This window comes from Flavobacterium hibisci, assembly GCF_020026925.1.
Taxonomy (GTDB): Bacteria; Bacteroidota; Bacteroidia; order Flavobacteriales; family Flavobacteriaceae; genus Flavobacterium; species Flavobacterium hibisci.
In genome coordinates, this window is record NZ_JAIQDW010000006.1 from 82,085 (window position 1) to 107,006 (window position 24,922).

Genomic DNA, 24,922 nt, shown 5'->3' on the forward strand with positions numbered 1-24,922 from the left:
AGCGAAATTAGTTTTAATTTGTAAGGGTTACAAATTTATATTTTTGTTTATTTTTTAGAGCGATGAGACATTCTGGATGTGCACAAGAATTATTAAAATTAATTTTATTGAGGTTTAATTCGAACTATTTTGCCGTCTTTCAGAACAACTAGTTCGCTATTCATTTTCTTTTTGAACTCTATTAGTTTTTCATAAACCTGATCCATTCCTTCAAGAATTTTAGTTTGGTTTTCAGTTCTTTTATGAGTTTTCATTGTAGTAATTTTTTAAATTATTGAATTTTGTTTCGTTTAAAACGGTAATTTCTGATTCTAAAGTTTTTTCTGCAATTAATTCAGGCTTTCCATATGAGTTGTCGAATATCATTGCTTCGTCAACAAGAGACAAATATATTTCGAATAAATTTTTGACTCCATTTTTATACCTGCGATAAATAACATCAGTTTGAATATTGTGACCGCCTTCTAATACTCTTGTTTTAACCCTTTCTATAGCCAAATCGACATTTTCTAACCAAAAAAAAAGAAGTGTAACCGTATAATTATTTTTTTTTGCATCAATCACTTTTGATTTATAGCTTTTGGTAGCCAAAGTAGTTTCGAAAGCAAAATTTTCATTCAAAAGTAAAAGATCATTTATTCTGTTTAGCATTATTCTTCCTGCTTCAAACGAAACTTTTTCTGGTTGAAAAGGAGACAGACCCTTTGCAATTTCATCGGCATTTACAAATTCTTTACAATTTAATATTTCTGGCAAAATTGTAAAAGAAGCGGTAGTTTTACCAGCTCCATTGCAACCTGCAATTATGTAAAGATTTTTTTTCATTACTACAAATGTACTTAATTTGGAATCAAATATTTATTTCTTAATCCTCACCGCATCCGGAACCAGCATTTCATATTCACCTCCGTGGCGTAATACATCACGAACAATACTCGAACTGATGAACGAAGTACCTGCAGCAGTTAATAAAAAAACCGTTTCAATTTTAGAAAGTTTTCTGTTCGTGTGGGCAATGGCTTTTTCGAATTCGAAATCAGCCGGGTTACGCAAGCCTCTTAAAATGAAATTGGCTTTTAGTTTTTTTGCGAGATCTATAGTCAGGCCTTCGTAAGTAATCACCGAAACTTTAGGTTCATCTTTGAAAGTTTCTTCAATAAAGCGTTTTCTTTCTTCCAGTGAAAACATGTATTTTTTTTCGGCATTAACTCCAATAGCGATTATAATCTCATCAAACAAAGGAATGCCTCTTTTGATAATGTCTTCATGTCCAAGAGTAATAGGATCAAAAGATCCCGGAAATATAGCTTTTTTCATTTTTTAAGTTAAGGTTTAATTCAAATGCGGATCTAGGAGATTGATATTAACATTGACATTGAATTTGATTTTTGAATCTGATATTGATTTTTGTCAGCTAACTCTTTTTGTATTTATAGCTTCAACCCATTCTTCTTTTTGGCAGACCTGGCATTTTGCGGTTCCTGCTTTTTGTTCTTCGGTATGCCCACAAAAAGTGCAGGAATAAGTACCGTCAGTTGGAATAATTTTGTTTTTTTTATTAAACAAAGCTGGTAAAATCGGTAATCCATATCCAACTTTTTCATCTTCGTAATAAAAGATGCTTACTTCACCGCTTGGTTCTATAAATGCATGTTTTACCTGTCCTAAATGTTCAACAGAATTTACACGGAGCTCAGAGAAAAATTCATCCTGGGCCAAAGTCTCTTTTTTGAAACTGGTTACAGAGAATTTTCCGTCATTAATAAGGCATTCCGTTTTGCCTTCAATAAATTCTTCAAACTTTTTGCTTTTTCCGGTCAGCCAGGTTACAGCCCGGTATAAAATCATAATAACAGCAAAAACGATAATAGCCGGTACAATCCCGACATCTTCATAAAACATAGGGTCTCCGGCTGCAGAACCTAAAGCAATGATAATTACGGTTTCGAAAATAGACAATTGTTTTACGCCACGTTTTCCGGCAAGTTTCATCGTTAATAGTAAAATGATGAACATCACGCTGGAACGAAATATTACTTCGAGAAGGAATACTACGGGTAATTCGTTAAATAACAATCTGTCCCATTCAAATATTTCTTTCATTTTTTTGAGGAGCTAAGGTTCTAAGTTACTAAGATTCTGAGTTTTTTAGTTTAATTGCTGAAATCTAAATCAGATTTTTTGCGTATTATTTTTAAAATACCATCTTCCTGATAAAGTTTTAATAACCCTTTTCGGGAATAATTAACTTTTTTGTCTGAATAGTTTTCAGTTTTATTTAAATTATCAATTTCATAAGGCATATAGGCATCAAAATCATTATGAGTTGTATAAATGCTGTCTTTGATTACTTTATCAATTCTCATATTTGAATAAAAACCGTTAGAAAATTTCAAATTATAGACATCTCCTTCAATTGGATTTTTTATCAGAATGCTGGTTTCGTTTTTTTTGTCAAAATAATTCGTAATTGTAAAAATAAGAAATAATGCTAAAATAAAAGAGCCTGCAAACATCCAAATTGGATTCTCTACTTTTTCAGTTCGTAGTTTTAACTGAATACTTTCTGATAAATCTTCGTAATCAAATGATTCTTTGCAATGGCTGCATTTTATAAAAACAAGTTTGCCCACAGGAAACAAAGGGATCAAAGTCAGGTATGTGTATTTTCTGTAAATGCTAAAAAGCAATGTGCTTTCTGCTTTACATTTCGGGCATTCTTCGTTTAAAATTTCTCCGTTTTTAATATTTGAATCACGAGTTCCAACTAGAAAGAGCATATTGTTTGATTTTGTGAGGTATGAAGATTAGACTTGAAGTACTTCAACTCCGCTCAGTCTGACAAGTTTTATGAATTTAATAAAAAGGTGCTAAAAATCTTAGCACCTCAGTATCTTAGCATCTTTAAGCCAGCGCCAGCTCAATTGCATTAGTAAATAAATCTTCAAGCGAAATTCCCGCTGCTTTGGCTTGCTGTGGAATAAGGCTTTCGGTTGTTAAACCCGGAATAGTATTCATTTCCAGCATGTGTGGTTCGTTGTTTACGATAATGAATTCGCTTCTTGAGAATCCTTTCATTTTCAATACTTCGTAAGCACGTTTGGCGGTTTCGCCTATTTTTTGTGTCAGTTCATCTGAAATTCTCGCAGGTGTAATTTCCTGTGATTTTCCTTCGTATTTTGCTTCGTAATCAAAGAAATCATTGTCTGATACAATTTCAGTGATGGGTAAAACGATGATTTCGCCTTTGTAATTGATTACGCCAACAGAGACTTCGGTTCCGTCAAGGAAACTTTCGATGATGATTTCGTTGTCTTCTTTGTAGGCTACTTCAATAGCGATTGGCAATTCGGCTTCGGTTTTTACTTTTGAGATTCCAAAACTTGAACCTGCTTTGTTTGGTTTTACGAAACAAGGCAAACCTACTTTTTTGACAATTTCGGCTGTATTGATTACATCACCTTTATTAAGGAAATAGGAAATTGCCGTTTTGATTCCGTATGGTTTTAAAACCGATAACAAATCACGTTTGTTGAACGTCACAGCAGCCTGATAATAATCGCATGAAGTCTGCGGGATTCCCAGCAATTCAAAATAGGCCTGCATTAGTCCGTCTTCGCCCGGAGAGCCGTGAATAGCATTGAAAACACAGTCAAATTTGATTTTCTCACCCTTTACGGTTACAGAGAAATCGTTTCTGTCAATCGGGAATTCAGCATCATTTTCGTCAACGTAAACCCATTTTTCTTTGAAAATATGAATTCGGAAACCGTTGTATTTAGTTTTGTCAAGGTATTGTTTTACAACGTTTCCGCTGATTAGAGAGATTTTATATTCGCTTGAATATCCGCCCATGATGATGGCTATGTTTTTCATTGACTTTTGGTTTATGTGTTTATTCGTTAATTTTATTTGTTTAAAGTTTCAGGTTTTCGCTACTGAGTGTTCTCATTTTTGTCATCCCGAGGAACGAGGGATCTTCGCAAGAAACTCTACAATCAAAATCGCCAATCTTTGCGGAGCTGCTAATGGAGATTGCTTCGCCAGTTCACTATCGCTCGTGTCCTCGTTCCTCGGGATGACAAAGCAATATCTATAGAAAAAAACTTCTAATGAAACCTAAAGCCCTAGCCCTGATGGTAGCGGCATCCTTTTGTGCCGGGGTTCGGCGCAAAAGATACAGCGGACAGCAGGAAACAGCTCCTTATAATAACGTGTATTATTAGCTTTCTTTCTTAAAACAAAATTATCATTTTTTTTGAAACGAAATAGCTTTATCTTTGCGTTCATCTAAAAATAAATTTATGAGTTTACGTAAGTATTTAACGAGCCGTGTGTTTTTTTTACAAGTATTGGGTGCAGCTGCTATTATTGCCGTTTTAGGTTATTTGTTTATGCACTGGCTGACGTTTACAACGGACCACGGACATGAAATTGCGGTTCCGAATTTAGCTAAACTGACAGAAGAACAGGTAGAGGAAAAACTGGATGAGCTGGATCTGGATTATGTGCTTTTGGATAGTGTTGATTACAGAAGTGAATATCCTAAGTTTAGTGTCGTAGAACAGGACCCGCTGCCGGGAACGATGGTAAAAGTAGGACGAAAAATATATATTAAGATTAATGCATCAGGATTTTCGTCTGTTAAAATCCCGGATTTAATTGATAAAACATATCGTGAAGCGGTTCCAACGTTGAAAGCGTTAGGGCTTCAGGAAGGAACGATTACATATATTCCGAATCTTGGAAAAGATATGGTTTTGGAACTCCGATATAAAGGCAGAAACCTGAAACCAGGTGACCGCGTATTGAAAGCATCTAAAATCGATTTGGTTTTAGGTGACGGAAAAGCAAGTTATGTAGATGAAAGTGAGGCTGTAGACAGTACTGCTGCGCCAATTGAAGAAACCCCGGCTGATGAACAATAATAATGAAGAAAATTTAGATCTGGAAGACGAGTTATTCGAACATTACAGATTTGAAGTCCCAAAAGGTCAGGCGTTTTTGCGTATTGACAAATATTTGATGTATTTGATTCCGAATGCCACGCGAAATAAAATTCAGAATGCGGCCACGAACGGAAACATTTTTGTGAATGATATTCCGGTAAAATCAAATTACAAAGTAAAACCTTTTGACGTGATAACGGTAATGTTGTCGCATCCGCCGTTTGAAAATAGGGTAGATGCGGAGGATATTCCGCTGGATATCGTTTATGAAGACAACGCGCTTTTGCTTATCAATAAGCCACCCGGACTGGTAGTACATCCGGGACATGGTAATTATACCGGAACTTTGGTGAATGCTTTGGCTTTTCATTTTGAAAATTTACCGATGAACAGCAGCGAACGTCCAGGTTTGGTTCACCGAATTGATAAAGATACATCCGGACTTTTGATCATAGCCAAAACGGAAGCTGCAATGACGCATTTAGCAAAACAATTTGAGGCTAAAACCACAGAACGTGAGTATGTTGCGCTGGTTTGGGGAAATGTCACTGCAGACAGCGGTACCATCGAAGGAAATCTTGCAAGACACTTAAAAGACCGCATGCAAATGGCCGTTTTTGCGGATCCTGAAATCGGGAAACCAGCCATTACGCATTATAAAGTTTTGGAGCGTTTTGGTTATGTTACTTTAATTTCATGTAAACTGGAAACAGGGCGGACACACCAGATTCGCGCGCACATGAAGCACATCGGGCATCCGTTGTTTAATGATGAGCGTTACGGAGGTCATTTGATTTTAAAAGGAACTACATTTACGAAATACAAGCAGTTTATAGAAAATTGTTTTAAAGCTTTGCCACGTCAGGCACTGCATGCTAAAACACTTGGATTTGTTCATCCGAATACAGATGAAATGATGCGTTTTGACACCGAATTGCCTCAGGATTTTCAGGATTGTATTGAAAAATGGCGTAATTATGTGAAATCGCATAATACTGAAGATGAGGAGTAATAATTTGATAATGAGATAATTTGTCAATTAGATAATTCTTTTGAACATACTTAAAGCTCCTGATGGAGCTTTTTCTTTTTAATACTTTTTAATTCACTTTATGGGAATTTTGAAATCGAAAAATCGATGAAGTATAAGAATTCAATTGTCTAAAAGAGTAAGTTTGTAGTATAGTAAATACTGTATATGAAATATATTTTACTTATATGAAAAACAATTTCGATCTCAGAACGGTCAATGTAACCCGATATATTACGCCGTTGCGCGAAGGCGGTTCTTTGCCAGCGTTGGCGGAAGCCGATGATGACTTTAAATATGTCCTCAAATTCAAAGGTGCCGGGCATGGTGTAAAAGCCCTGATTGCCGAATTGGTAGGAGGACAGATTGCCAAAGCCTTAAAATTACAGCTGCCGGAATTGGTTTTTGCCAATCTGGATGAAGCTTTTGGGCGCACTGAAGCTGATGAAGAAATTCAGGATTTACTGCAGGGAAGCCAGGGACTCAATCTGGCATTGCACTTTTTATCCGGTGCCATAACGTTTGATCCGGTGGTGACGACTGTAGATGCTAAACAAGCCTCGCAGATCGTCTGGCTGGATGCTTATATTACCAATGTTGACCGGACTTTTAAAAACACCAATATGCTGATCTGGCATAAGGAATTATGGCTCATTGATCACGGTGCTTGTTTGTATTTTCATCATTCCTGGAACAATTGGGAGCAACATGCCAAAAGTCCGTTTGCGCTGATAAAAGATCATGTTTTACTTCCTCAGGCTTCACTTTTAAAAGAAGTCGATGCCGAATTCAGAGCGATTTTGACACCCGAAATTTTAGAAGAAATTGTCAATACAATTCCGTTGGAATGGCTACAGTGGGAAGACACAGATGAAACTCCTGAAGGTTTGCGAAATGTGTATTTGCAGTTTTTAAAGACAAGATTAGAAAATTCAGAAATTTTTGTAAATCAGGCTCAAAATGCAAGATAATCACTTATATGAGTACGCCGTAATTCGGGTTGTACCAAGGGTAGAACGCGAAGAATTCCTGAATATCGGAATTATTTTATTTTGCAAAAAAGCGAAATTTATAAAAGTATTATCGCATATCGACGACGCTAAAATACAGGCTCTTTCGAACGATTTTGATCTGGAGCAGCTGCACTGCAATATAGCAGCCCTTAAGAAAATTGCCAGTGGTGACAAAGATGGCGGCCCAATTGGTGAAATGGATATTCCGTCTCGTTTTCGATGGCTAACAGCGATTCGAAGTTCAGCTATTCAGACTTCAAGGCCTCATCCGGGTTTGTGTGAAGATTTGGAAAAGACGATTCAGAGGCTGTTTGAGGAGTTGGTTCTTTAATTAGAGCCAAAGGGACGTTATTCTCATTTTGTCATTCCGAGGAACGAGGAATCTTCGCGATGATATTCCGTAAAGTATATCACTTTGTAGAGCTACTTGTAGAGATTCCTCGTTCCTCGGAATGACAAACTACGTTGTACTTTGTGTTGACGATAAGAAAACTCTTCGAATCCCACCTTATTTTTAATTAATTTATTCATTTGGGTTAACTGTTGCTTTATTTGAGTTAATATTTGATATCGTAATACTATAACTTGTCTCAAAACAAATAATCCAAATTTAGATTACAGAATGCGCTCAAAACACCTATTCATTTTTATTATTTTATTTTCAATCAAAGTAAATTCCCAAATTTTAGACCCTATTTTAGAACCTAATAAAAATTTTCGTGCAGCAGATTCGCTGTTGAAAGAACCTAGTTTCTCGGTTCACAGAGACAATTATTTTTTGACAGGAATACCAGTCAATACAGATGTTACCAATGATAATGCCGATGTTAAATACCAGGTAAGTTTTAAACTTAGATTGAATTCAAAACCTTTGTGGGGTGGTTTTTTTCCTTATTTGATGTACACACAAAAAGCTTTTTGGGATATTTATGCTAATTCAAAGCCATTTTCAGAAATTAATTTTAATCCGGGTGTAGCTCTTGTCCGTCCTTTTTATTTGAAAGGTGGAAGGCTCACGTATGGGGCAATCTCAATGGAACACGAATCTAATGGCAGGGATTCCATTTATTCACGAACCTGGAACATGCTTGCTTTCTCTTTAAAATCACAGATTTCACCACGCTGGGTAGTGGGTTTGAGAGGATGGATTCCTCTTGTGGATAAGGAAGACAATCCCGGACTTACGAAATATGTCGGATATGGCGAAGCGAGTGCAACTTATCAGATACAACCCGGACGATGGAGTGCCGACATTCTTTTCAGAAAAGGAAGCGGTCTTATCAATTATGGGTCTTTACAGACACAGCTAAACTGGCGGCCATACAGAGACGAAAATTATTATCTCACCCTGCAATGGTTTGTAGGTTACACAGAAAATTTAATCTACTATCAGGAGCATAGAAGCATGTTGCGTATTGGATTTACGATAAAGCCGGAGAATATGGGAATTTTCTAATATTAAAAGCGATAATTTTTTTTATTTGTGCAAACTCTTAAAAACAAGCTTTCAGACTTCGCGTCTTTGCGGGATTGAAAGAAAATGTTACGAATCTCAGTATAACCCGTAGCGAATTGAAAATAGCTGCTTAAGGATTAAAAAAATATTTCACGCAGATTCTACAGATTTGAGCAGATTTTAAACAGATAATCTGCGTATATCTGCGTATATCTGCTTAAATCTTTTTTAAATCTGCGTGGAAGTCTTTGCTGCTTCACAATATAAAAAAAACTTAGTGAATCTCTGCGTAACGCTTAGCGAATCTTTGCGGTAAAATTCTAAAGTTTCTTCTCCAAATAAATAAACTCCAAAGGCTCATCAGAAACCGTAACATGAATTTCGCTTTCAGGAAAAGCTTCTCTTTCACCAGTATCAGTATAACCGTGACGTTTGTACCAGGCAATAAGCTCTTCGCGAACCGAAATAACCGTCATAATAATAGAAGATAATCCTAATGTCTTTGCCTGATTTTCAGCTTCAGCTAAAAGCTTTTTCCCAATGCCGCTGTTTTGAAGTTCAGGCGAAACCGTCAGCATTCCTAAGTACAATTGATACTCTTTTTGAACCAATAAAACCGAACCGATAATGGCATTTTTATCAGTATATTTCAGAATCGTGTTTTTTGAATCCTGAAAGATTTCAGTCATTTCTTGTTGATCCGTTCTTTTTCCTTCGAGTAAATGCGCTTCTGTTGTCCAGCCTTTTTTGGAGGATTCGCCTCTGTAAGCAGAGTTGATTAGGGTTACTAATGCAGGAATGTCTTCTAATGATGCTTTTGTAATCATATTATTAAGTGAAAAATGGATTGCCTCCAGCTTTAGCTGGAGGAGCAAAATTACATCAGAAAATGGCTTTAGCCTAATCTTTACATTTTTTTGGCTAAAGCCGAATTCCAATTCCAAAAAAAACTCCCGCTAAAGCAGGAGGCAATTGAAATTTTAATTTATGTAAGTAAATGTAAAATCTGCTGAATTCAATTCAGTTTTTGTGTACCCAAGCGTGACGCCTGCGCTGGGAATATTTTAAATTAACTTCTTCCTGATTACGAACTTATGTGGTGAGTTGTTGAAAATAGAACAAAGTACTTAAGTAAAAATACTTATTTTTTTCAAAAAACTGCGTTTTGGCAGTTTTTATTACAAGTTTAGCTTTTATTTTTGCTGTATAAATAAGTAAAATACTTAGACGTAAGTTTAAATGCTTAGAAAATAAACAGTACTAAACGATTAATTTTTTTGATATGAGTTCAATTTCAACAAATCAACCGCTTTCAAGTTTAAACATTTTTAGTGGCAAAGGAGTTCAGATGCGTACCTTCCACATTACATGGTTAACATTTTTCTTTTGCTTTTTTGCATGGTTTGGTATGGCATCGCTTATGCCCATCGCCAAAGAGCAATTGAACCTGACAAAAGACCAATTAGGTAATATTCAGATTGCGTCGGTATCGGCAACCATTATCGCCAGATTATTAATAGGCCGATTAGTCGATAAATTTGGGCCAAGAATAATTTATACCTGGTTATTACTGATTTGCTCCGTACCAGTATTATTGATTGGTATTTCACAATCGTATGAAAGTTTCCTGTTTTTTAGATTGGCTATCGGAGTTATTGGTGCTTCTTTTGTGATCACACAGTTTCATACTTCAGTAATGTTTGCACCGTCCATTAAAGGAACTGCCAATGCTACAGCAGGAGGATTCGGTAATGCAGGTGCCGGTTTGGCTAATATTACCATGCCTCTTATTGCAGCAGGATTCGTGGGATTAGGAGTGTGCACTAAGGAAGACAGCTGGAGATATGCCATGATTGTTCCCGGAGTACTATTATTGGTTTTTGCTTTTTTATATTTCCGATTTACCAAAGATTTGCCAAATGGTAATTATAAAGAGCTTGGAATAGAAACATCCAATAAAGAAAATACCTTTATGCTGGCTGTAAAAGACTACCGTACCTGGGTTTTGACCATTGCTTATGCAGCTTGTTTTGGAGTTGAGATCACGATTGATAATTTTGCCCCGATTTATTTTACAGATACTTTTGGTGCTAGTTTGAAAACGGCAGGAATCTGCGCAGGTATTTTTGGATTAATCAATCTTTTTGCAAGACCATTAGGCGGAATCGTTGCTGACAAAGTGGGTAAGAGATATGGTTTTTCAGGGAAAAATTTATTGCTTGCATTACTGCTTCTTTTAGAAGGTGTTGGTGTTATTTTCTTTGGTCTGACAAATCAGTTAGGGGTTGCTATATTTTTAATGTTCTTGTTTGGAATGAGTTTAAAAATGGCAAATGGAGCAACTTATAGTCTTGTACCTTTCGTAAATCCAAAAGCGGTAGGTAGTGTTGCCGGAATTGTAGGAGCAGGCGGAAATATAGGGGCGATGTTGATTGCTTTCCTGTTCAAAGCTAAAGCGGTTAAATTTACTAAAGATGTGATTGACGAAAGCGGAGTATCTCAAACTAAGGATTTAATTGATTACACAAGTGCTTTTTATGTATTGGGAATCATTATTCTGGTAACAGGATTTGTAGTTTTGGCTATAAAACTTTTAGTTAAAGATAAAGAAGAAGAGAAATTACCTGCAGCTGTAAATTTAGCTTATCAAACAGTAAAATCTTAAATCTAAAAATAGAAATAGTAAATGTTTTTTGTTTAAAAAGAAAGGCTCTCTAGATAACGAGAGCCTTTCTTTTTTGCAATTGTTCCAGATAGCGAACTGACGAAGTAAATTCACGTTATCGGGTTAATTTTTAGGAGCAGAAAATTCGTTTTCATAAGAAATTCAGTCCCGCTTTCCGCTACAATCTTCTGTGCCGAACCCCGGCACACAAGGATTTTCACTGCAATCGGGGCTAGACGAGAAATTTAATTTTCATATTTTTTTGCTAATTGTAGTCGTTAGCGCTGGTGCGAGCGTCCCGCTCGTACCCACAAGGATGTAATAATATATTTCATTGCGCTCTCGCTAGTACAGGGCTTTAATGTTTGTTTCTCTAATTATCGTTAAATTTAACTTTGTTTTCTTAAACTTTCAGGTAAAAATTTATCAATTTCTTCGTCTGAAAATGTAAATTCTTCATTTTCCTTTAAGGATTTTGAGGCAATTCTATATGCCTTATTTATCGTTTTCGGAGCACCTCTATATGTATTTACCAATTGTTCATTTAACTTATTTCTTTCATTTTGGTAATCACTTAAATCTTTATTGCCAATTCTAATATCAACTAATAATGATAATAATTTTTCTCTAATTTCTAAAATATCCAATGCGGCTTGCTTATGCTTTTCCGCTAATGCCAATAAATTATAGTCTTTGGAGTATAATGTTAAACATAATAGAGTTGTAGAAAATAACGCTGCTAAAAATTGAAAAAAAATACCATCCCCAAATATAACTACTAAAATACTTGTTGTAGTTAATGCTGAAAGTATTACCTCTATTATTTTTAAACAATCATTTCTTTCTTTTAAAACATCAGCACATTTTTCATGTGTTTTATGAGTATAAACTACCCTTCCATATATTTCTCTAATTTGAGATTCTAATAAAACTTTTTGTTCGCTCATGATTTAGTTTTTTATAAAAATTATGCAGAAATAGGCACATCAATTAAATCTCTTGCTACTACTATATTATTTTTAATAATATAGCATTCAACATAGTGCTCACCATTAAAATTAGTAGTTTCAACTATTTGTTCATTTCCAGAATCACTAGTAATTTGTCCTCTAATGCAATTTCTTTTAATGGCTTCATCTCCTCTATTTGTAACTTTCCATTTTACAATATATGGATGTGGTATATTTATTTCTGAAATGTAAAACCTAAGTGATTTACCACTTAACAAAGGATACTTTTTCCTTAAATATTCTCTTAATAGACCTTCCCTAAAGCCCTTTTGTTTAATTTCACAATCAATCTCAAGATTATATCTAATTTCGACAGGATATAAATTTTCTATGTATTCCTCATTACTTTTATAGAACAAATTAAGTGCTCTTGCTTCACTTTCTTCGTTTTGGTATTTAGGGAAATCATTACCATAAATATCTCTCCATTTATTATGTTTTGTTTTATCCGAAGCGGCATCAATAGCCTTGCATGCTAATTCATACGCTTTTTTAGATTTTCTCCTAAATGATTTCCTCACTTTTACACGCTGTTTACTTCCTAAAGCTCCATATTCTTTCTGATCTTTAGGTTGATCGTATAAATATTTAAAAAAATCCCGGCTCATTTCATCAAAATAAGCAAAGCTTTTATTATCAAAATAAGTAGTGGAATTTAAAAAATTATATGCTAAAGTATCGATTAATAATCCTCCCATGCAAACACCGTGCTTATTCTTCCAAGACCTAGCCATTTTACAGAGTCTCCTAAGATTTCTGTTCTTATTAGGTTCTGCTTCTAACATTGCATCCATTTCTTTTCGTGGTTTAGTAATCTTCCACAATCCATCTCCATATGTGTCAGGATACTTATAGTCTTGATCTTCTATTTCAAAAACGGGTTGAACATCTATATGTGTTCCATCTGAAAAACTAACAGTTACAACACATCTATCCACTTTTATATCTGAAGCGGAATATGTTTTTTCAATTGCTTTTTTTGTGTCTTGTAATAGTTTTATTTGTCCACTATTCTTATTGTATTCATGCCACTTAGAATTAGGTATAATGTAGAGCATATCTAAATCTGAAATTCCCTTGATCCCACTATATCTACCATAAGAACCAACTTGCAAACTATTTGCAGTTGTTGATTCTGTGTCACGAAAATATTGGTTTAAAGCTTTGGTTATTCGTGCATATCTGCTAGAAATTGTATTCGCTTTATCATCTATAATTTTAATATTTCCTAGAAATTCTTGAAAGGTTTCAGAAGTATTCATGTTGTACTAGAATTTATTTATGCTTTTAAAGTCCGACTTGCTATTTATCATAATTTAATGCTATTATTTCAAGTAAAACTTTTTTATTTTCATCCTGAGGAAGTCTAAATACATAACTAAATGATGATTCTCCTTTTTCTCCATTTGAGCTAACGTAGTATTCATGATTTATAACTTCATTTTTAATTGTACTTAGCACGTTACTAAAGTTTTTATTGGTTACAAATAGAATTAAAGCAGTTTTTGAATCACGCCAAGTTAAGTATCTATCAAATAATTGAGAAATTGCTTTTAAAAATTCTGAAGTGCCATGCCAAAATTTGCACTCTGCAACAAACAAATTACTATTATCATTAGCATATTTTAGTATAATATCTGTTTTTCCTCCACGATTAAATGTTTCTCCCGTGGCAGTTGTTCCGTCATATCTTGTTTCTAAAAACAACAAAATTTGATCTCTTAAAGCTTCTTCATCTTTACCTTGATATGTAGAAGGTTTTTTTTCCATGCTTTTGCCTAAATCATATATTACTTTCAAAATATCGTTATACATTTTCATTGACATAGCTGGTTCGCTAGAAAATTCTTTGTTATTTGGTTCTTTGGGTTGCGGAATATCTTTTTTAGTAATAGTTGGAATTGTAAAAATGGATTCAGTGTTTTTATTGACATTAACGTTTATAGCTGCAAAAAAATCATTTTCCTGTTTGAATTTATTTTTTTCATTATGAAATGTCCGTTTCACAGCACTTTCAAAACTATCGCTTATAGATTGTACATTATTATTAATTCTCTCTAAGTTATTAAAAGCGTAAGAATAAGCTTCTGATTTTGCTCTATTAAACTCTCTTACATCTTGTTGGTAAATTGAAAATAAAAAGGACACTCGATTATTTTTTACATTTATATCATAGCTGACCATAGTTCTAGGATTTGGTTGAACAAAAAATAATTCTTCACTTCCTGAAAATTCATAGCTCACAGTAAAATAATACACTTCAGCATCAAAATAATATCCCCAAGGATCGCTTCTTTTTTCTATTTTTTTTTGGGGTTCTGAAACGGATTCAGTTTCCAGATAGATCTGTAATGGTTCAACTTTATATTTTTCAACTAAATATTCAATAAACTCTTCTTCATCTATTTTAAGGATATAATCTTTTCCTTTAGATAATATTTCTTCTTTTATTCTGCCAAAATGTTGTGCTGGAAAATCCAACCAAGAAATACCTGAAAATGATTTCATTCTATTTAAGTTTAAATTTGATAAGGTATTGATAATTAGTTTTTGTTTTTTCAAATATATGTATTTTTCATTGCTAATTTTTACGGATTTCCGTAGTAACAAAAAAAGCGAGTAAAAATTGTTTACTCGCTTTTAATAATTTATTATATGTTTTTCTATCCCAAGAAACTCTTCAACTCCTCATAAGTCCCAATCTTTACACTAACTTTCTCCTCATTAATAACGCTCTCAATCTGAGCAGGAATCGGAAGCGTAATGCCTAAAGCAGGTTCTACCACATCTAAGAATTTAATTGGGTGAGCGGTTTCTAAGAAAATACCAATTGCGTTAGGATGTTTTTCAAGCTCTTTTTTCAAACCTAAATACCCAACAGCCCCGTGTGGTTCTGCGATATAACCGTCTGTGTTATAAATATTTTTTAGAGCAACTAAAGTTTCTTCATCGGTATAGCTATAAGAAGAAAAGTCTTTTTCGAAAGTTTTTAAGTCATTATTGTACAATTCCTGAATCCTGATAAAGTTGCTTGGGTTTCCAACGTCCATGGCGTTAGAGATTGTGGCTTTAGAAGGTTTCGGGTCGTATTTTCCGTTTTCTAAAAATCTTGGCACCGTGTCGTTTACGTTTGTAGAGGCTACAAAATGCTCAATTGGCAAACCTAATTTCTTTGCCATAATTCCGGCGCAGATATTCCCGAAGTTTCCGCTTGGGCAAGAGAAAACCAATGGTTTGTTTTGGCTCTTCAATGCTTTGTAAGCAAAGAAGAAATAAAACATCTGTGGCAGCCAGCGCGCAATATTAATAGAATTCGCCGAAGTCAGGTTTTTGTGCGCTAAAGTTTCGTCTAAAAACGCTTTTTTCACCATATCCTGGCAATCGTCAAAAACACCGCCAACTTCTAATGCTTTTATATTCTGTCCTAAAGTAGTCAATTGTTTTTCCTGAATATCGCTCACTTTTCCAGACGGATATAAAATGACAACATCAACGCCGTCAACTCCTAAAAATCCGCTCGCAACAGCACCTCCCGTATCTCCGGAAGTGGCTACCAAAACCGTATTTTTAGAATCTTTTTTGTCTTTGTTGAAATAACCCAAACAACGCGACATAAAACGCGCTCCAACGTCTTTAAATGCCATTGTCGGCCCGTGGAATAATTCTAACGAATAGATTCCGTTTTCCACTTTTACCACCGGAAAATCAAAGACTAAAGTCTCAGCGATAATTTCTTTTAGTTTTGCTGCAGGTATTTCATCACCAACGAATTGTTTGATTGCTTCAAAAGCAATTTCTTCGTGGCTTAAACTTTCGATTTTGTCAAAAAAGGAAGAATCAAGAGGCGTAATGCTTTCCGGGAAATATAATCCTTTATCACTCGCTAATCCTTGTATCACAGCTTCCTGAAAAGAAACTTTTGGGGCATTATGGTTTAAACTGTAGTATTTCATTGTGTTGTTTTTGCTTTAGAAAAAAGAGAATAGAAAATAGAATATAGACTTTTGTGAAATCAAATCCCAATTTTTTAAATTCCAATTTCCAATATTTTATTTATAATTTTTTTAAGTTCTTTTGTCATTTCGACGAAGGAGAAATCACACTAGAAACTCGACAACAGGGCGTTGCTCTCCCTCAGTGATTTCTCCTTTCGTCGAAATGACATGCTAGACGTGGGCTTCGACACCGATCAGCACGACAAACGTTCCGTATAAATCTTAATACTTAATTCTTCGTACTTAATACTTTTTACAATTCACATCTCACATTTTACAAAACCCGAACTCCATCCGGATTAATTTTCGAAACGTGAATTTCATACGGTAAATTCATTTTTTCGTAAACGTCGCTCATGGCTTTTGCGATTTTTTCAGCGGTGTCTTTTCCTTTGCTTAGAGCGAAAATTGACGGACCGGAACCTGAAATTCCGGAGCCTAAAGCGCCGTTTTCGTAAGCTTTTTGTTTGATTAAATCAAATCCCGGAATTAAAACGCTTCGTACCGGTTCAACGATTTCGTCGTGAAGTGATCTTCCAATCAAATCGTAATCTTTGGTGTAAAGACCAGCAACCAGTCCGCCTACGTTACCCCATTGCGTGATAGCGCTTTTCAGGGAAACGTTTTGTTTTAAAACCGAGCGGGCATCAGACGTTTTTAATTCAATCTGTGGATGAACCACGGTTGCGTATAATTCTTCCGGACTGTCAATTCTGATAATATCTAAAGGCGAATAACTTCTTACCAAAGTAAATGCGCCTAAAAGGGCAGGAGCGACGTTGTCAGCATGTGCGTTTCCGCTGGCTAATTTCTCGCCCTGCATCGCAAACTGAACCAGATCTTTACGGGAATAAGGTCTTCCTAATAATTCATTAATTCCGAAAACTGCTCCCGCAGAACTGGCAGCGCTGCTTCCGATTCCGCTTCCGGCTTTGATGTTTTTATAAATTTCAATTTCAAATCCAAAATCCAGTTCGTCCAAAGTTGCTAACATCGCCAAAGCCGCCACACCCGAAACGTTTTTCTCGGTTTCAAGAGGCAAATCGGCACCCACAATTTTAGTGATTCGAACACCTTTTTGATCTGATTTTCGAACAATCATTTCATCACCCGCATTGTCTAAACAAAGTCCCAATACGTCAAATCCGCATGACAGGTTTGCGATAGTTGCCGGGCAAAATAGTTTTATTTCTTTCATTTCTGGTTGTTTCAGGTTTCAGGTCTCAGGTTTCAAGTTTAACCGCAAGGTTCGCAAAGTTTGGCAACTTGAAACATGAAACCTGAAACAAAAAAAATTATATGTTTCCAATTCTAATTACATCCGCAAAAATCCCTGAAGCCGTAACAGCTGCACCGGCACCAGCTCCTTTGATCAATAAAGGCTGATCTACATAACGATCGGTGTAGAAAAGCACGATATTGTCTTTTCCTTCTAAGTTATAGAAAGGATGATCTTTTGGAATAAACTGAAGACCTACGCTTGCTTTTCCGTTTTCGAACTGTGCTACAAATTTTAGGCGGGATTCTTTTTCGTTGGCTTCTTTCAAAAGATTTTCAAAATGCGAAGCATGTGTGATCAATGATTTGAAAAAATCTTCGTTATTTGTCGTTTTCATGCACTCTTCTGGTAAGAAAGACAGATTCTCGATGTCTTCGATTTCCATTTGATAACCGCTTTCGCGAATAAGAATCAGGATTTTACGGGCAACGTCGATCCCGCTTAAGTCGATTTTCGGATCCGGTTCTGTGAATCCCTGAACTCCGGCTTCTTTTACTACATCGTGGAAAGAATTATTTTTATCAAAATTGTTGAAAATAAAGTTCAGACTTCCGGATAAAACGGCTTGTATTTTATGCACTTTATCTCCTGATGCAATAAGATTTTTTACGGTATCGATAATTGGTAATCCGGCTCCAACATTCGTTTCAAATAAAAACGGAGCGTTGTATTGACGAGATAAGCTTTTTAGTTTTTTATAGTTGTCGTAGGCAGATGAACAGGCAATTTTGTTGCAGGTTACAACGGCAATACTTTCTTTTAAAAATTTCTCATACATCTCAGAAACACTTGCATTTGCTGTGATATCTACAAAAATGCTGTTTCTTAAATTCAGTTCTTTGGCACGTGCAATGAATTCTGTCGGGATAGCCGCTTCTCCTTTGTCTAAAGTTGCCTGCCAGTCTTTTAGGGAAATTCCGTCTTCGTCAAATACCATTTTTCTGGAGTTCGACAATGCAATCACACGAACATTGATTTTTAAAACATCTTTCAGGAATTTTTTCTGGTTGTGAATCTGCTCGATGAATTTTTCACCCACATTTCCAACACCCATTACAAATAAATTCAGCTGTTTGGTGTTTTCTTCGAAGAAGTTTTCGTGTAAGGTATTCAGTGCTTTTTTAACATCTCTTTCGTTGATTACGGCTGAGATATTTCTTTCTGAAGCACCTTGTGCAATCGCACGGATGTTTACGTTGTTTTTTCCTAAAGTACTGAACATTCTTCCGCTCAGACCCTGGTGGTTTTTCATGTTTTCACCTACCAAAGCAATAATGCAAAGGTCTTTTTCAACAATACAAGGATCAATTTTATTTTGTAAAATCTCAACTTCAAAAGCTTTATTGATGGCTTCCTCAGCATTTTCAGCATCAGAATTTAAGATTCCGATACAAATAGAATGCTCAGAAGAGGCCTGAGTGATGAAAATAACATTGATTTTTTCGTGTGACAACACTTCAAACAAACGTTTTGAAGAACCTGAAACCCCAATCATTCCCGGGCCTTCCAGTGTTAACAACGAAATGTGATCGATATGGCTGATTCCTTTTACAGGAGTAGTCTGTTCAGAAACCTGATTCGAAATCAGAGTCCCTTCTGCTTCCGGTTCGAATGTATTTTTGATAAGAATTGGAATGTTTTTTCTTAAAACCGGCTGAATTGTTGGTGGATACAACACTTTCGCACCAAAATGAGACAATTCCATTGCTTCCTGATACGAAATTGCAGCAATTGGCTGTGCCTGTTTTACAATTTTTGGGTTTGCAGTAAACATTCCGTTTACGTCAGTCCAGATTTCAAGCTGTTCTGCGTCAATTGCTCCTGCGATAATAGCAGCCGTATAATCAGAACCGCCGCGACCTAGAGTAGAAGTGATTCCGTCAAGGGTCTGGGCAATGAATCCAGGCAAAATAGTAATTTTTGAATCATTTCCTGCGAAATATTCCTGAATCAAAACATTTGAAATTTCAAAATTCACAACCGCTTTACCAAAATCAGCATTTGTTTTAATTAACTCACGGCTGTCTTTATAAACGGCATTTTTATCGATTTGCTGGTATGCCTGTGCAATAATGAAAGAAGAAAGCAATTCGCCGAAACTCAAAACAGTATCAGCCGTTCTTGGAGATAATTCCCCCAATAAAAAGCATCCGTCCAATAAGGTTTCCAGATGGTTGATGATTCTTTTGATATGGCTTAACAAACTGCTTTGTTCGCTAACCGGAATTAATTCTTTTAAAGTGTCAAGGTGTTTTTTCTCGATTTCAGCAACGACTTCACGAAAGCTTTCATCATTTTCAGCTGCTTTTGCTGCAGCCAGTTGTAACAGATCAGTTACTTTGCTTAATGCGGAAACCACTACAACGAGCTTGTCTTTTTCAGCTTTTTGTTTAACAATTTCGAGAACGAGCTTTATATTTTGTGCATTGGCAACCGAAGTTCCGCCAAATTTTAATACTTTCATTTTTGATGTTTTTTCTTTTATGCAAATATTTTTATGTATCCAACGACTTTCTTCTTTCAGAAAGAAAAATATAGATAACCAGGATTATATGTAAAAATGTATACCCCTAAGGGGTAGTAGTTGTTGTAGTAAATGTTGTAGCAGCAGTTGCAACTCTTGTTTGAGCTGTCATTGAAGATTGATATTTTATGCTGTTACGTTTCATTTTTGATTTTTCAAAAGTACAATTTTTTATAAAAGTTAAAAAGCTAAATTGCCTTTTTGCGAATATTTTAATAAAACAAATGATAAAAAATCAATATTGAGTATTTGTTAAAATTAGATGCTTTAACTTGGTTTTTTGATATATTTTGGACTGAAGATTATTTGATATGTGATTTGTTTTTTTGCTTGATATGCGTTAAAAGCGATATTACACTTGTTGAGTTAGTATTGTGAAATAAATAATTTTGAAAAATAGCTTCTTTATAAATTTTAATTATTGTGATAAAATGTTGCTTTTTAATGTTGATTTGTTGAATTTTGATGTTTTAATTTGAAATCACCATGAGGGAAATCCATTATATTAGTACTGAAACCATAACTTTAGAGACTTTACAGGAAATTTTAAGTTATGATAAGGCACTAGAATTATCTGAAGAAGCAAAAGTAAATGTTCAGAAATGCCGGGATTATCTGGATAAAAAAATGGCCTCACATCCAGAACCTATTTATGGGATCAATACTGGTTTTGGATCACTTTACAGTGTGAAAATCTCGGATGAAAACTTATCTAAACTTCAGGAAAACCTGGTGAAGTCACATGCCTGCGGAACCGGCGAAGAAGTTCCTTCTGAAATTGTAAAATTAATGCTGTTGCTGAAAATTCAGTCTTTGAGCTACGGACATTCTGGAATTCAACTGCAGACGTTAAATCGTCTGATTGATTTTTACAATCATGATATCTTACCGGTAATTTTTACTCAGGGATCACTTGGCGCTTCGGGAGATTTAGCGCCTTTAGCACATTTATCTTTACCATTATTAGGAGAAGGCGAAGTTTATTTTGAGGGTAAAAAAATAGCTGCTGCAGAAGTTTTGCAACATTTTAACTGGGAGCCAATTGTTTTGCAGTCAAAAGAAGGACTGGCCTTATTAAACGGAACACAGTTTATGGGGGCTTACGGGGTTCATATTTTGATTAAGGCCTATAAATATTCGTATCTGGCTGATTTGATTGGAACGATTTCACTGGAAGCTTTTGATGGAAGAATTGAGCCATTCAACGAATTGATCCATTTCATACGTCCTCATAAAGGTCAGATTATAACGGCACAAAGAATTAATGAGTTTCTGGAAGGAAGTGAAATCATTAAACAGCAGAAAAAACATGTTCAGGATCCGTATTCTTTCCGTTGTATGCCTCAGGTTCATGGCGCTTCAAAAGATGCGATTGATTATGTCCGAAAAGTATTCAAGACCGAAATTAATTCGGTTACAGATAATCCTAATATATTTATAGAATCCGATCAGATTATTTCAGGAGGGAATTTCCATGGGCAGCCGTTGGCTTTAGCTTTGGATTTTATGGCAATAGCGTTGGCGGAACTGGGAAGTATTTCAGAAAGGAGAACCTATCAGTTAATTTCAGGATTGCGAAATCTTCCGGCGTTTTTGGTGGATAATCCGGGGCTCAATTCAGGATTTATGATTCCGCAATACACTGCGGCAAGTATTGCAAGTCAGAACAAACAACTGGCAACACCGTCAAGTGTAGATAGTATTGTTTCGAGCAACGGACAGGAAGATCATGTTAGCATGGGAGCAAACGGAGCAACAAAGGCCTTGAAGGTTATGGACAACTTAGAGCGTATCCTGGCAATTGAATTGTTGAATGCTTCGCAGGCTATTGCATACAGAGAGCCTTTAAAATCAAGCGATTTCATCGAAATGTTTTTAAGCAGTTACAGGGAAATTGTGCCTTTGGTTAAGGAAGACAGAATCTTACATTATGATATTGAGAAGACTATTTTGTTTCTGAGTAGTTTCCAAATTGAAAACGATTTGTTAACAATGGCTTAACATTGTAAAATATTAATGAAGTAATTTTGCACTATCAAAAATATAAAAATGTCAATAAACAGTATTTTCCAATTTTTAGTGCCGAAAGACAAGAAATTCTTTCCACTTTTTGAAGAGGCTTCAAGCAATTTAATTGAATTAGCTTCTAACTTACACGAAGCTGTAAACCTTCCATTAAAAGAAAGAGAAGTCCTTTTTCAGAAAATCGATGAATTAGAGCAAAAAGGAGAAGACATTACACGTCAAACCAATCTGGAGCTGAGCAGAAACTTTATCACTCCTTTTGACAGAGAAGATATTCATACCTTAATTACTTCTATTGATAACGTTGCGGATTACCTGCACGGAGCATCAAGCAGAATGAAATTGTATCAGGTTGACAAGATTACAAAGTCAATCAGAAAAATGACAGAGATCAACCTTGAGGCTTGTCAGAACATTGACAGTGCGGTAAAGGAATTAAGAAATTTAAAGAATTTCAAAGTTATTAAGGATGCCTGTTCCAGAATCAACAAACTGGAAAACAAATCTGATAACGTTTATAACAAAGCAGTTTTTGAAATTTTTGAAAACGAAACAGACGCTAAAAATATTATTAAATATAAAGAGGTGTTATCTGTTTTAGAATCAGCAACAGACAAGTGTAAGAGCGTTGCAAATATACTTGAGTCTATTTCTGTAAAACATTCTTAATTCAATTTATTTCAATTCTGAAGTTATAATTTTATGACTATACTTATAATTATTATAGTATTAGCTTTAATTTTTGATTACATCAATGGTTTTCATGATGCGGCAAATGCTATAGCTACTGTTGTTGCTACAAAGGTTTTATCACCTTTTCAGGCGGTTGTCTGGGCAGCGTTTTTTAACTTTCTGGCTTATTGGGTTTTTGGATTTGGTGTTGCAGATACTGTTGCTAAAACAGCGCACACTATGGAAATTAACCTTGTAGTTATTTTAGCTGGTGTTATTGCAGCAATCTGTTGGAATTTACTGACCTGGTGGTTGGGTATTCCTTCAAGTTCATCACACACCTTAATTGGAGGTTTTGCCGGTGCAGCTATTGCACATGCTATTGCAGTTCACGGTTTTTCAGGTTATGCAGGTGAAGACGGAACCACACATTACTGGTACGAAATCGTAAGCTGGTATAAAGCAGGAAAAGATGGCGGAATGCCTTCAGGGGTTATCATTATTATTGCTTTTATTGTACTGGCACCGTTAGTAGGAGCATTGGCTTCTTATTTAATTTCGATCTGGTTATTGAATGCTTCGCGTAAAAATATTGGTCCTAAAATTTTTACTGTAGCAGTAATGATTGCTACTATTTGGTTTGTTTACACCCAAATGGTACCTTTTTCAGAAATTGAAAAGCCTAGATTTGAATCCCATTTTTGGAGTGTAGCTTTTGAATCGCATAATATAAAATGGTTTTTAGTTGCTTTTATCATCCTTACAGTTAGTGCTTTTTGTTTGATATTCAGCAGTCTGAATCTTCATCAGGCTGACGCGGCTTTGAAAAAAATGCAGTTATTATCATCTGCTGCTTTCAGTTTAGGGCATGGAGGAAATGATTCTCAAAAAGTAATGGGTATTATCGCAGCTGCGGTTGCAGTTTATATCAATACGAATCCGGGAGTACACATGGATTCATGGTTAGATGTTGTTTTGCCAAATGATGACAAGGGAATAAAAGGTGTAATGCCGGGATGGATTCCATTAGCGTGTTACTCTGCTATTGCTGCGGGAACTTTGAGTGGAGGATGGAAAATTGTAAAAACAATGGGTTCTAAAATCACAAAAGTAAGTTCGTTTGAGGGTGTTGCTGCTGAAACTGCGGGTGCTTTGACACTTTACTTTACGGAGCATTTGAAAATTCCGGTAAGTACAACTCACACTATTACTGGTTCTATCATCGGGGTTGGATTAACGAAACGTGTATCTGCTGTAAGATGGGGGGTGACTGTAAGTTTGATCTGGGCATGGGTATTGACAATTCCTATTTCAGCTTTATTAGCAGGATTAGTTTATTTTGTTCTGAGTGTTTTTATCTAAATGGGTAAAATGATTTTTGTGAAATGTGAGATGTAAATCGCATTTTTAAAATATATAAAAAAGCTGGTTTCTTAATTGAAACCAGCTTTTTGTTTTTTTGTGGATATTATAAAAAGGCTTATTTTTTCCAGTTTAACTGTAATGCAAAACAGGTTTTTTCTCCTTTTGTGATGCTGAATCTGGAGTTTTCTTTATCATCGTTTTCGTGAATTTGAACGGTATCTTTCAGGGACAGTTCTTTCATGAAATTCATTTCGAAACTTTGTAGTTGTTGTTTCAGGATTTTTTTTGGTTCTACATGATCCAGGCACCATTCCAGGTATTTTACATTATTAACGTGATTGACAATATCCAGATCAGATAAATACACGGTTTTTTCAAACACAAATTCTTTTTCGTGGTTGATGTTTATTTTTGAAAAGCCTTCTGTTGTGGCTCTTTTATCCGGAAATAGCTCAAAATGTTCATAAGGCAATGCCAAAGCTTCCGGACGACGTAATTGCGTGTTAAAAACCGCCCAATACGTTTCGCAGCCTACAATCTTTTTTCCATTTACATGCATTTCCAAAGCACGGACAGAACGTGAATTTTCCAGACTGTTGATCCAGGTTGTTACAGTAACGATATCTCCTGATTTTGGCAAAGCACTTACTTCTACCCGCATTCGGCTTAAAACCCACGCCTGATGAAATTCCTGCATGTCATAAAAACTGATGCCTCCAATTTCAGAATGTGCTGCGGCTGTTAATTGTAAAATATTGCATAAATCTGTATATTTTAAGTAACCGCTCGGAGTACATTGTGTAAAATTGATTTCCCAGTCTTTGCTTAGAATGGATGTGAAGTTTGGTGATATTGGCATTTTAATTTAGACTTCTTAGATTGTTGGACTTCTTAGATTTTAGATTTTTTCGAAAATAGAATAAAGAGTAGAGAAAGATT

General features: G+C 35.4%; 23 protein-coding genes. 9 read left to right on the forward strand and 14 right to left on the reverse strand.

Features of this window, described 5'->3' with window-relative positions; translation table 11 throughout:
• Window positions 1-104 precede the first annotated feature (104 nt).
• From K8B81_RS08225 to K8B81_RS08250, 6 genes are all read right to left on the reverse strand, one after another.
• The gene (locus K8B81_RS08225) at window positions 105-254 is read right to left on the reverse strand and encodes a hypothetical protein (RefSeq protein ID WP_223680741.1); all 150 of its coding nucleotides are present in this window, start codon (window positions 252-254) and stop codon (window positions 105-107) included.
• The gene (locus tag K8B81_RS08230) at window positions 241-825 is read right to left on the reverse strand and encodes a zeta toxin family protein (RefSeq protein ID WP_223680742.1); all 585 of its coding nucleotides are present in this window, start codon (window positions 823-825) and stop codon (window positions 241-243) included. The genes K8B81_RS08225 and K8B81_RS08230 overlap by 14 nt, the downstream gene beginning before the upstream one ends.
• Before the next feature lie 33 nt (window positions 826-858).
• Window positions 859-1,317 (reverse strand): pantetheine-phosphate adenylyltransferase, encoded by a 459-nt coding sequence (gene coaD / locus K8B81_RS08235; protein WP_223680744.1) that lies wholly within the window; start codon window positions 1,315-1,317, stop codon window positions 859-861.
• Window positions 1,318-1,410: 93 nt separating this feature from the next.
• Window positions 1,411-2,103 carry a DUF421 domain-containing protein gene (locus tag K8B81_RS08240; protein ID WP_223680746.1) on the reverse strand — a complete coding sequence of 231 codons (693 nt, stop codon included), beginning with the start codon at window positions 2,101-2,103 and terminating at the stop codon, window positions 1,411-1,413.
• Window positions 2,104-2,153: 50 nt separating this feature from the next.
• A complete protein-coding gene (locus K8B81_RS08245) occupies window positions 2,154-2,780 on the reverse strand; it encodes a zinc ribbon domain-containing protein (RefSeq protein WP_223680748.1) in 627 nt (208 codons plus the stop codon).
• Between the two features lie 124 nt (window positions 2,781-2,904).
• The gene (locus K8B81_RS08250) at window positions 2,905-3,876 is read right to left on the reverse strand and encodes a D-alanine--D-alanine ligase (protein ID WP_223680750.1); all 972 of its coding nucleotides are present in this window, start codon (window positions 3,874-3,876) and stop codon (window positions 2,905-2,907) included.
• Window positions 3,877-4,304: 428 nt separating this feature from the next.
• Here K8B81_RS08250 and K8B81_RS08255 point away from each other — a divergent pair, with 428 nt between their 5' ends.
• The 5 genes from K8B81_RS08255 to K8B81_RS08275 all read left to right on the forward strand — a co-directional run bounded on the left by K8B81_RS08255 (window position 4,305) and on the right by K8B81_RS08275 (window position 8,448).
• Window positions 4,305-4,928, forward strand: coding sequence for a PASTA domain-containing protein (locus K8B81_RS08255; protein ID WP_223680752.1), 624 nt, complete (start codon window positions 4,305-4,307; stop codon window positions 4,926-4,928).
• Window positions 4,918-5,961, forward strand: coding sequence for an RluA family pseudouridine synthase (locus tag K8B81_RS08260; protein WP_223680754.1), 1,044 nt, complete (start codon window positions 4,918-4,920; stop codon window positions 5,959-5,961). Before K8B81_RS08255 ends, K8B81_RS08260 begins: the two co-directional genes overlap by 11 nt.
• 206 nt (window positions 5,962-6,167) lie before the next feature.
• Window positions 6,168-6,950, forward strand: a complete 783-nt coding sequence (locus K8B81_RS08265) for a HipA family kinase (RefSeq protein ID WP_223680756.1) — start codon at window positions 6,168-6,170, stop codon at window positions 6,948-6,950.
• A complete protein-coding gene (locus K8B81_RS08270; RefSeq protein WP_223680758.1) occupies window positions 6,940-7,323 on the forward strand; it encodes a DUF3037 domain-containing protein in 384 nt (127 codons plus the stop codon). The genes K8B81_RS08265 and K8B81_RS08270 overlap by 11 nt, the downstream gene beginning before the upstream one ends.
• A gap of 291 nt (window positions 7,324-7,614) precedes the next feature.
• A complete protein-coding gene (locus K8B81_RS08275; RefSeq protein WP_223680760.1) occupies window positions 7,615-8,448 on the forward strand; it encodes a phospholipase A in 834 nt (277 codons plus the stop codon).
• Between the two features lie 320 nt (window positions 8,449-8,768).
• Here the strand turns inward: K8B81_RS08275 and K8B81_RS08280 are convergent, their stop codons facing one another.
• Complete coding sequence (locus K8B81_RS08280; RefSeq protein WP_223680762.1) at window positions 8,769-9,275, reverse strand: GNAT family N-acetyltransferase; 507 nt, start codon at window positions 9,273-9,275, stop codon at window positions 8,769-8,771.
• A 455-nt stretch (window positions 9,276-9,730) separates the two neighbouring features.
• Here K8B81_RS08280 and K8B81_RS08285 point away from each other — a divergent pair, with 455 nt between their 5' ends.
• A complete protein-coding gene (locus tag K8B81_RS08285; RefSeq protein WP_223680764.1) occupies window positions 9,731-11,113 on the forward strand; it encodes an MFS transporter in 1,383 nt (460 codons plus the stop codon).
• Window positions 11,114-11,502: 389 nt separating this feature from the next.
• On the opposite strand, the gene K8B81_RS08290 is transcribed toward K8B81_RS08285, so the two are convergent.
• The 6 genes from K8B81_RS08290 to thrA all read right to left on the reverse strand — a co-directional run bounded on the left by K8B81_RS08290 (window position 11,503) and on the right by thrA (window position 19,861).
• Window positions 11,503-12,060 carry an SLATT domain-containing protein gene (locus tag K8B81_RS08290; protein ID WP_223680765.1) on the reverse strand — a complete coding sequence of 186 codons (558 nt, stop codon included), beginning with the start codon at window positions 12,058-12,060 and terminating at the stop codon, window positions 11,503-11,505.
• A gap of 20 nt (window positions 12,061-12,080) precedes the next feature.
• The gene (locus K8B81_RS08295) at window positions 12,081-13,385 is read right to left on the reverse strand and encodes a nucleotide-binding domain-containing protein (protein ID WP_223680767.1); all 1,305 of its coding nucleotides are present in this window, start codon (window positions 13,383-13,385) and stop codon (window positions 12,081-12,083) included.
• A 40-nt stretch (window positions 13,386-13,425) separates the two neighbouring features.
• Window positions 13,426-14,631: a hypothetical protein gene (locus K8B81_RS08300; protein WP_223680769.1), complete on the reverse strand. Its 1,206-nt coding sequence runs from the start codon at window positions 14,629-14,631 to the stop codon at window positions 13,426-13,428.
• 155 nt (window positions 14,632-14,786) lie between these two features.
• Window positions 14,787-16,076, reverse strand: a complete 1,290-nt coding sequence (gene thrC / locus K8B81_RS08305; protein WP_223680771.1) for a threonine synthase — start codon at window positions 16,074-16,076, stop codon at window positions 14,787-14,789.
• Window positions 16,077-16,392: 316 nt separating this feature from the next.
• Window positions 16,393-17,316 (reverse strand): homoserine kinase, encoded by a 924-nt coding sequence (locus tag K8B81_RS08310; RefSeq protein ID WP_223680773.1) that lies wholly within the window; start codon window positions 17,314-17,316, stop codon window positions 16,393-16,395.
• Between the two features lie 97 nt (window positions 17,317-17,413).
• Window positions 17,414-19,861 carry a bifunctional aspartate kinase/homoserine dehydrogenase I gene (thrA, locus tag K8B81_RS08315; protein WP_223680775.1) on the reverse strand — a complete coding sequence of 816 codons (2,448 nt, stop codon included), beginning with the start codon at window positions 19,859-19,861 and terminating at the stop codon, window positions 17,414-17,416.
• A gap of 546 nt (window positions 19,862-20,407) precedes the next feature.
• Here thrA and hutH point away from each other — a divergent pair.
• From hutH to K8B81_RS08330, 3 genes are read left to right on the forward strand one after another with little or no spacing between them, the layout of a single operon-like run.
• Window positions 20,408-21,922 (forward strand): histidine ammonia-lyase, encoded by a 1,515-nt coding sequence (gene hutH / locus K8B81_RS08320; RefSeq protein ID WP_223680777.1) that lies wholly within the window; start codon window positions 20,408-20,410, stop codon window positions 21,920-21,922.
• Between the two features lie 48 nt (window positions 21,923-21,970).
• Window positions 21,971-22,615 (forward strand): DUF47 domain-containing protein, encoded by a 645-nt coding sequence (locus tag K8B81_RS08325; RefSeq protein WP_223680779.1) that lies wholly within the window; start codon window positions 21,971-21,973, stop codon window positions 22,613-22,615.
• Between the two features lie 33 nt (window positions 22,616-22,648).
• Entirely contained in the window at window positions 22,649-23,980 is a 1,332-nt protein-coding gene (locus tag K8B81_RS08330; protein ID WP_223680781.1) for an inorganic phosphate transporter, read from the forward strand.
• 118 nt (window positions 23,981-24,098) lie between these two features.
• Here the strand turns inward: K8B81_RS08330 and K8B81_RS08335 are convergent, their stop codons facing one another.
• Complete coding sequence (locus K8B81_RS08335; RefSeq protein WP_223680783.1) at window positions 24,099-24,842, reverse strand: acyl-[acyl-carrier-protein] thioesterase; 744 nt, start codon at window positions 24,840-24,842, stop codon at window positions 24,099-24,101.
• Window positions 24,843-24,922 lie beyond the last annotated feature (80 nt).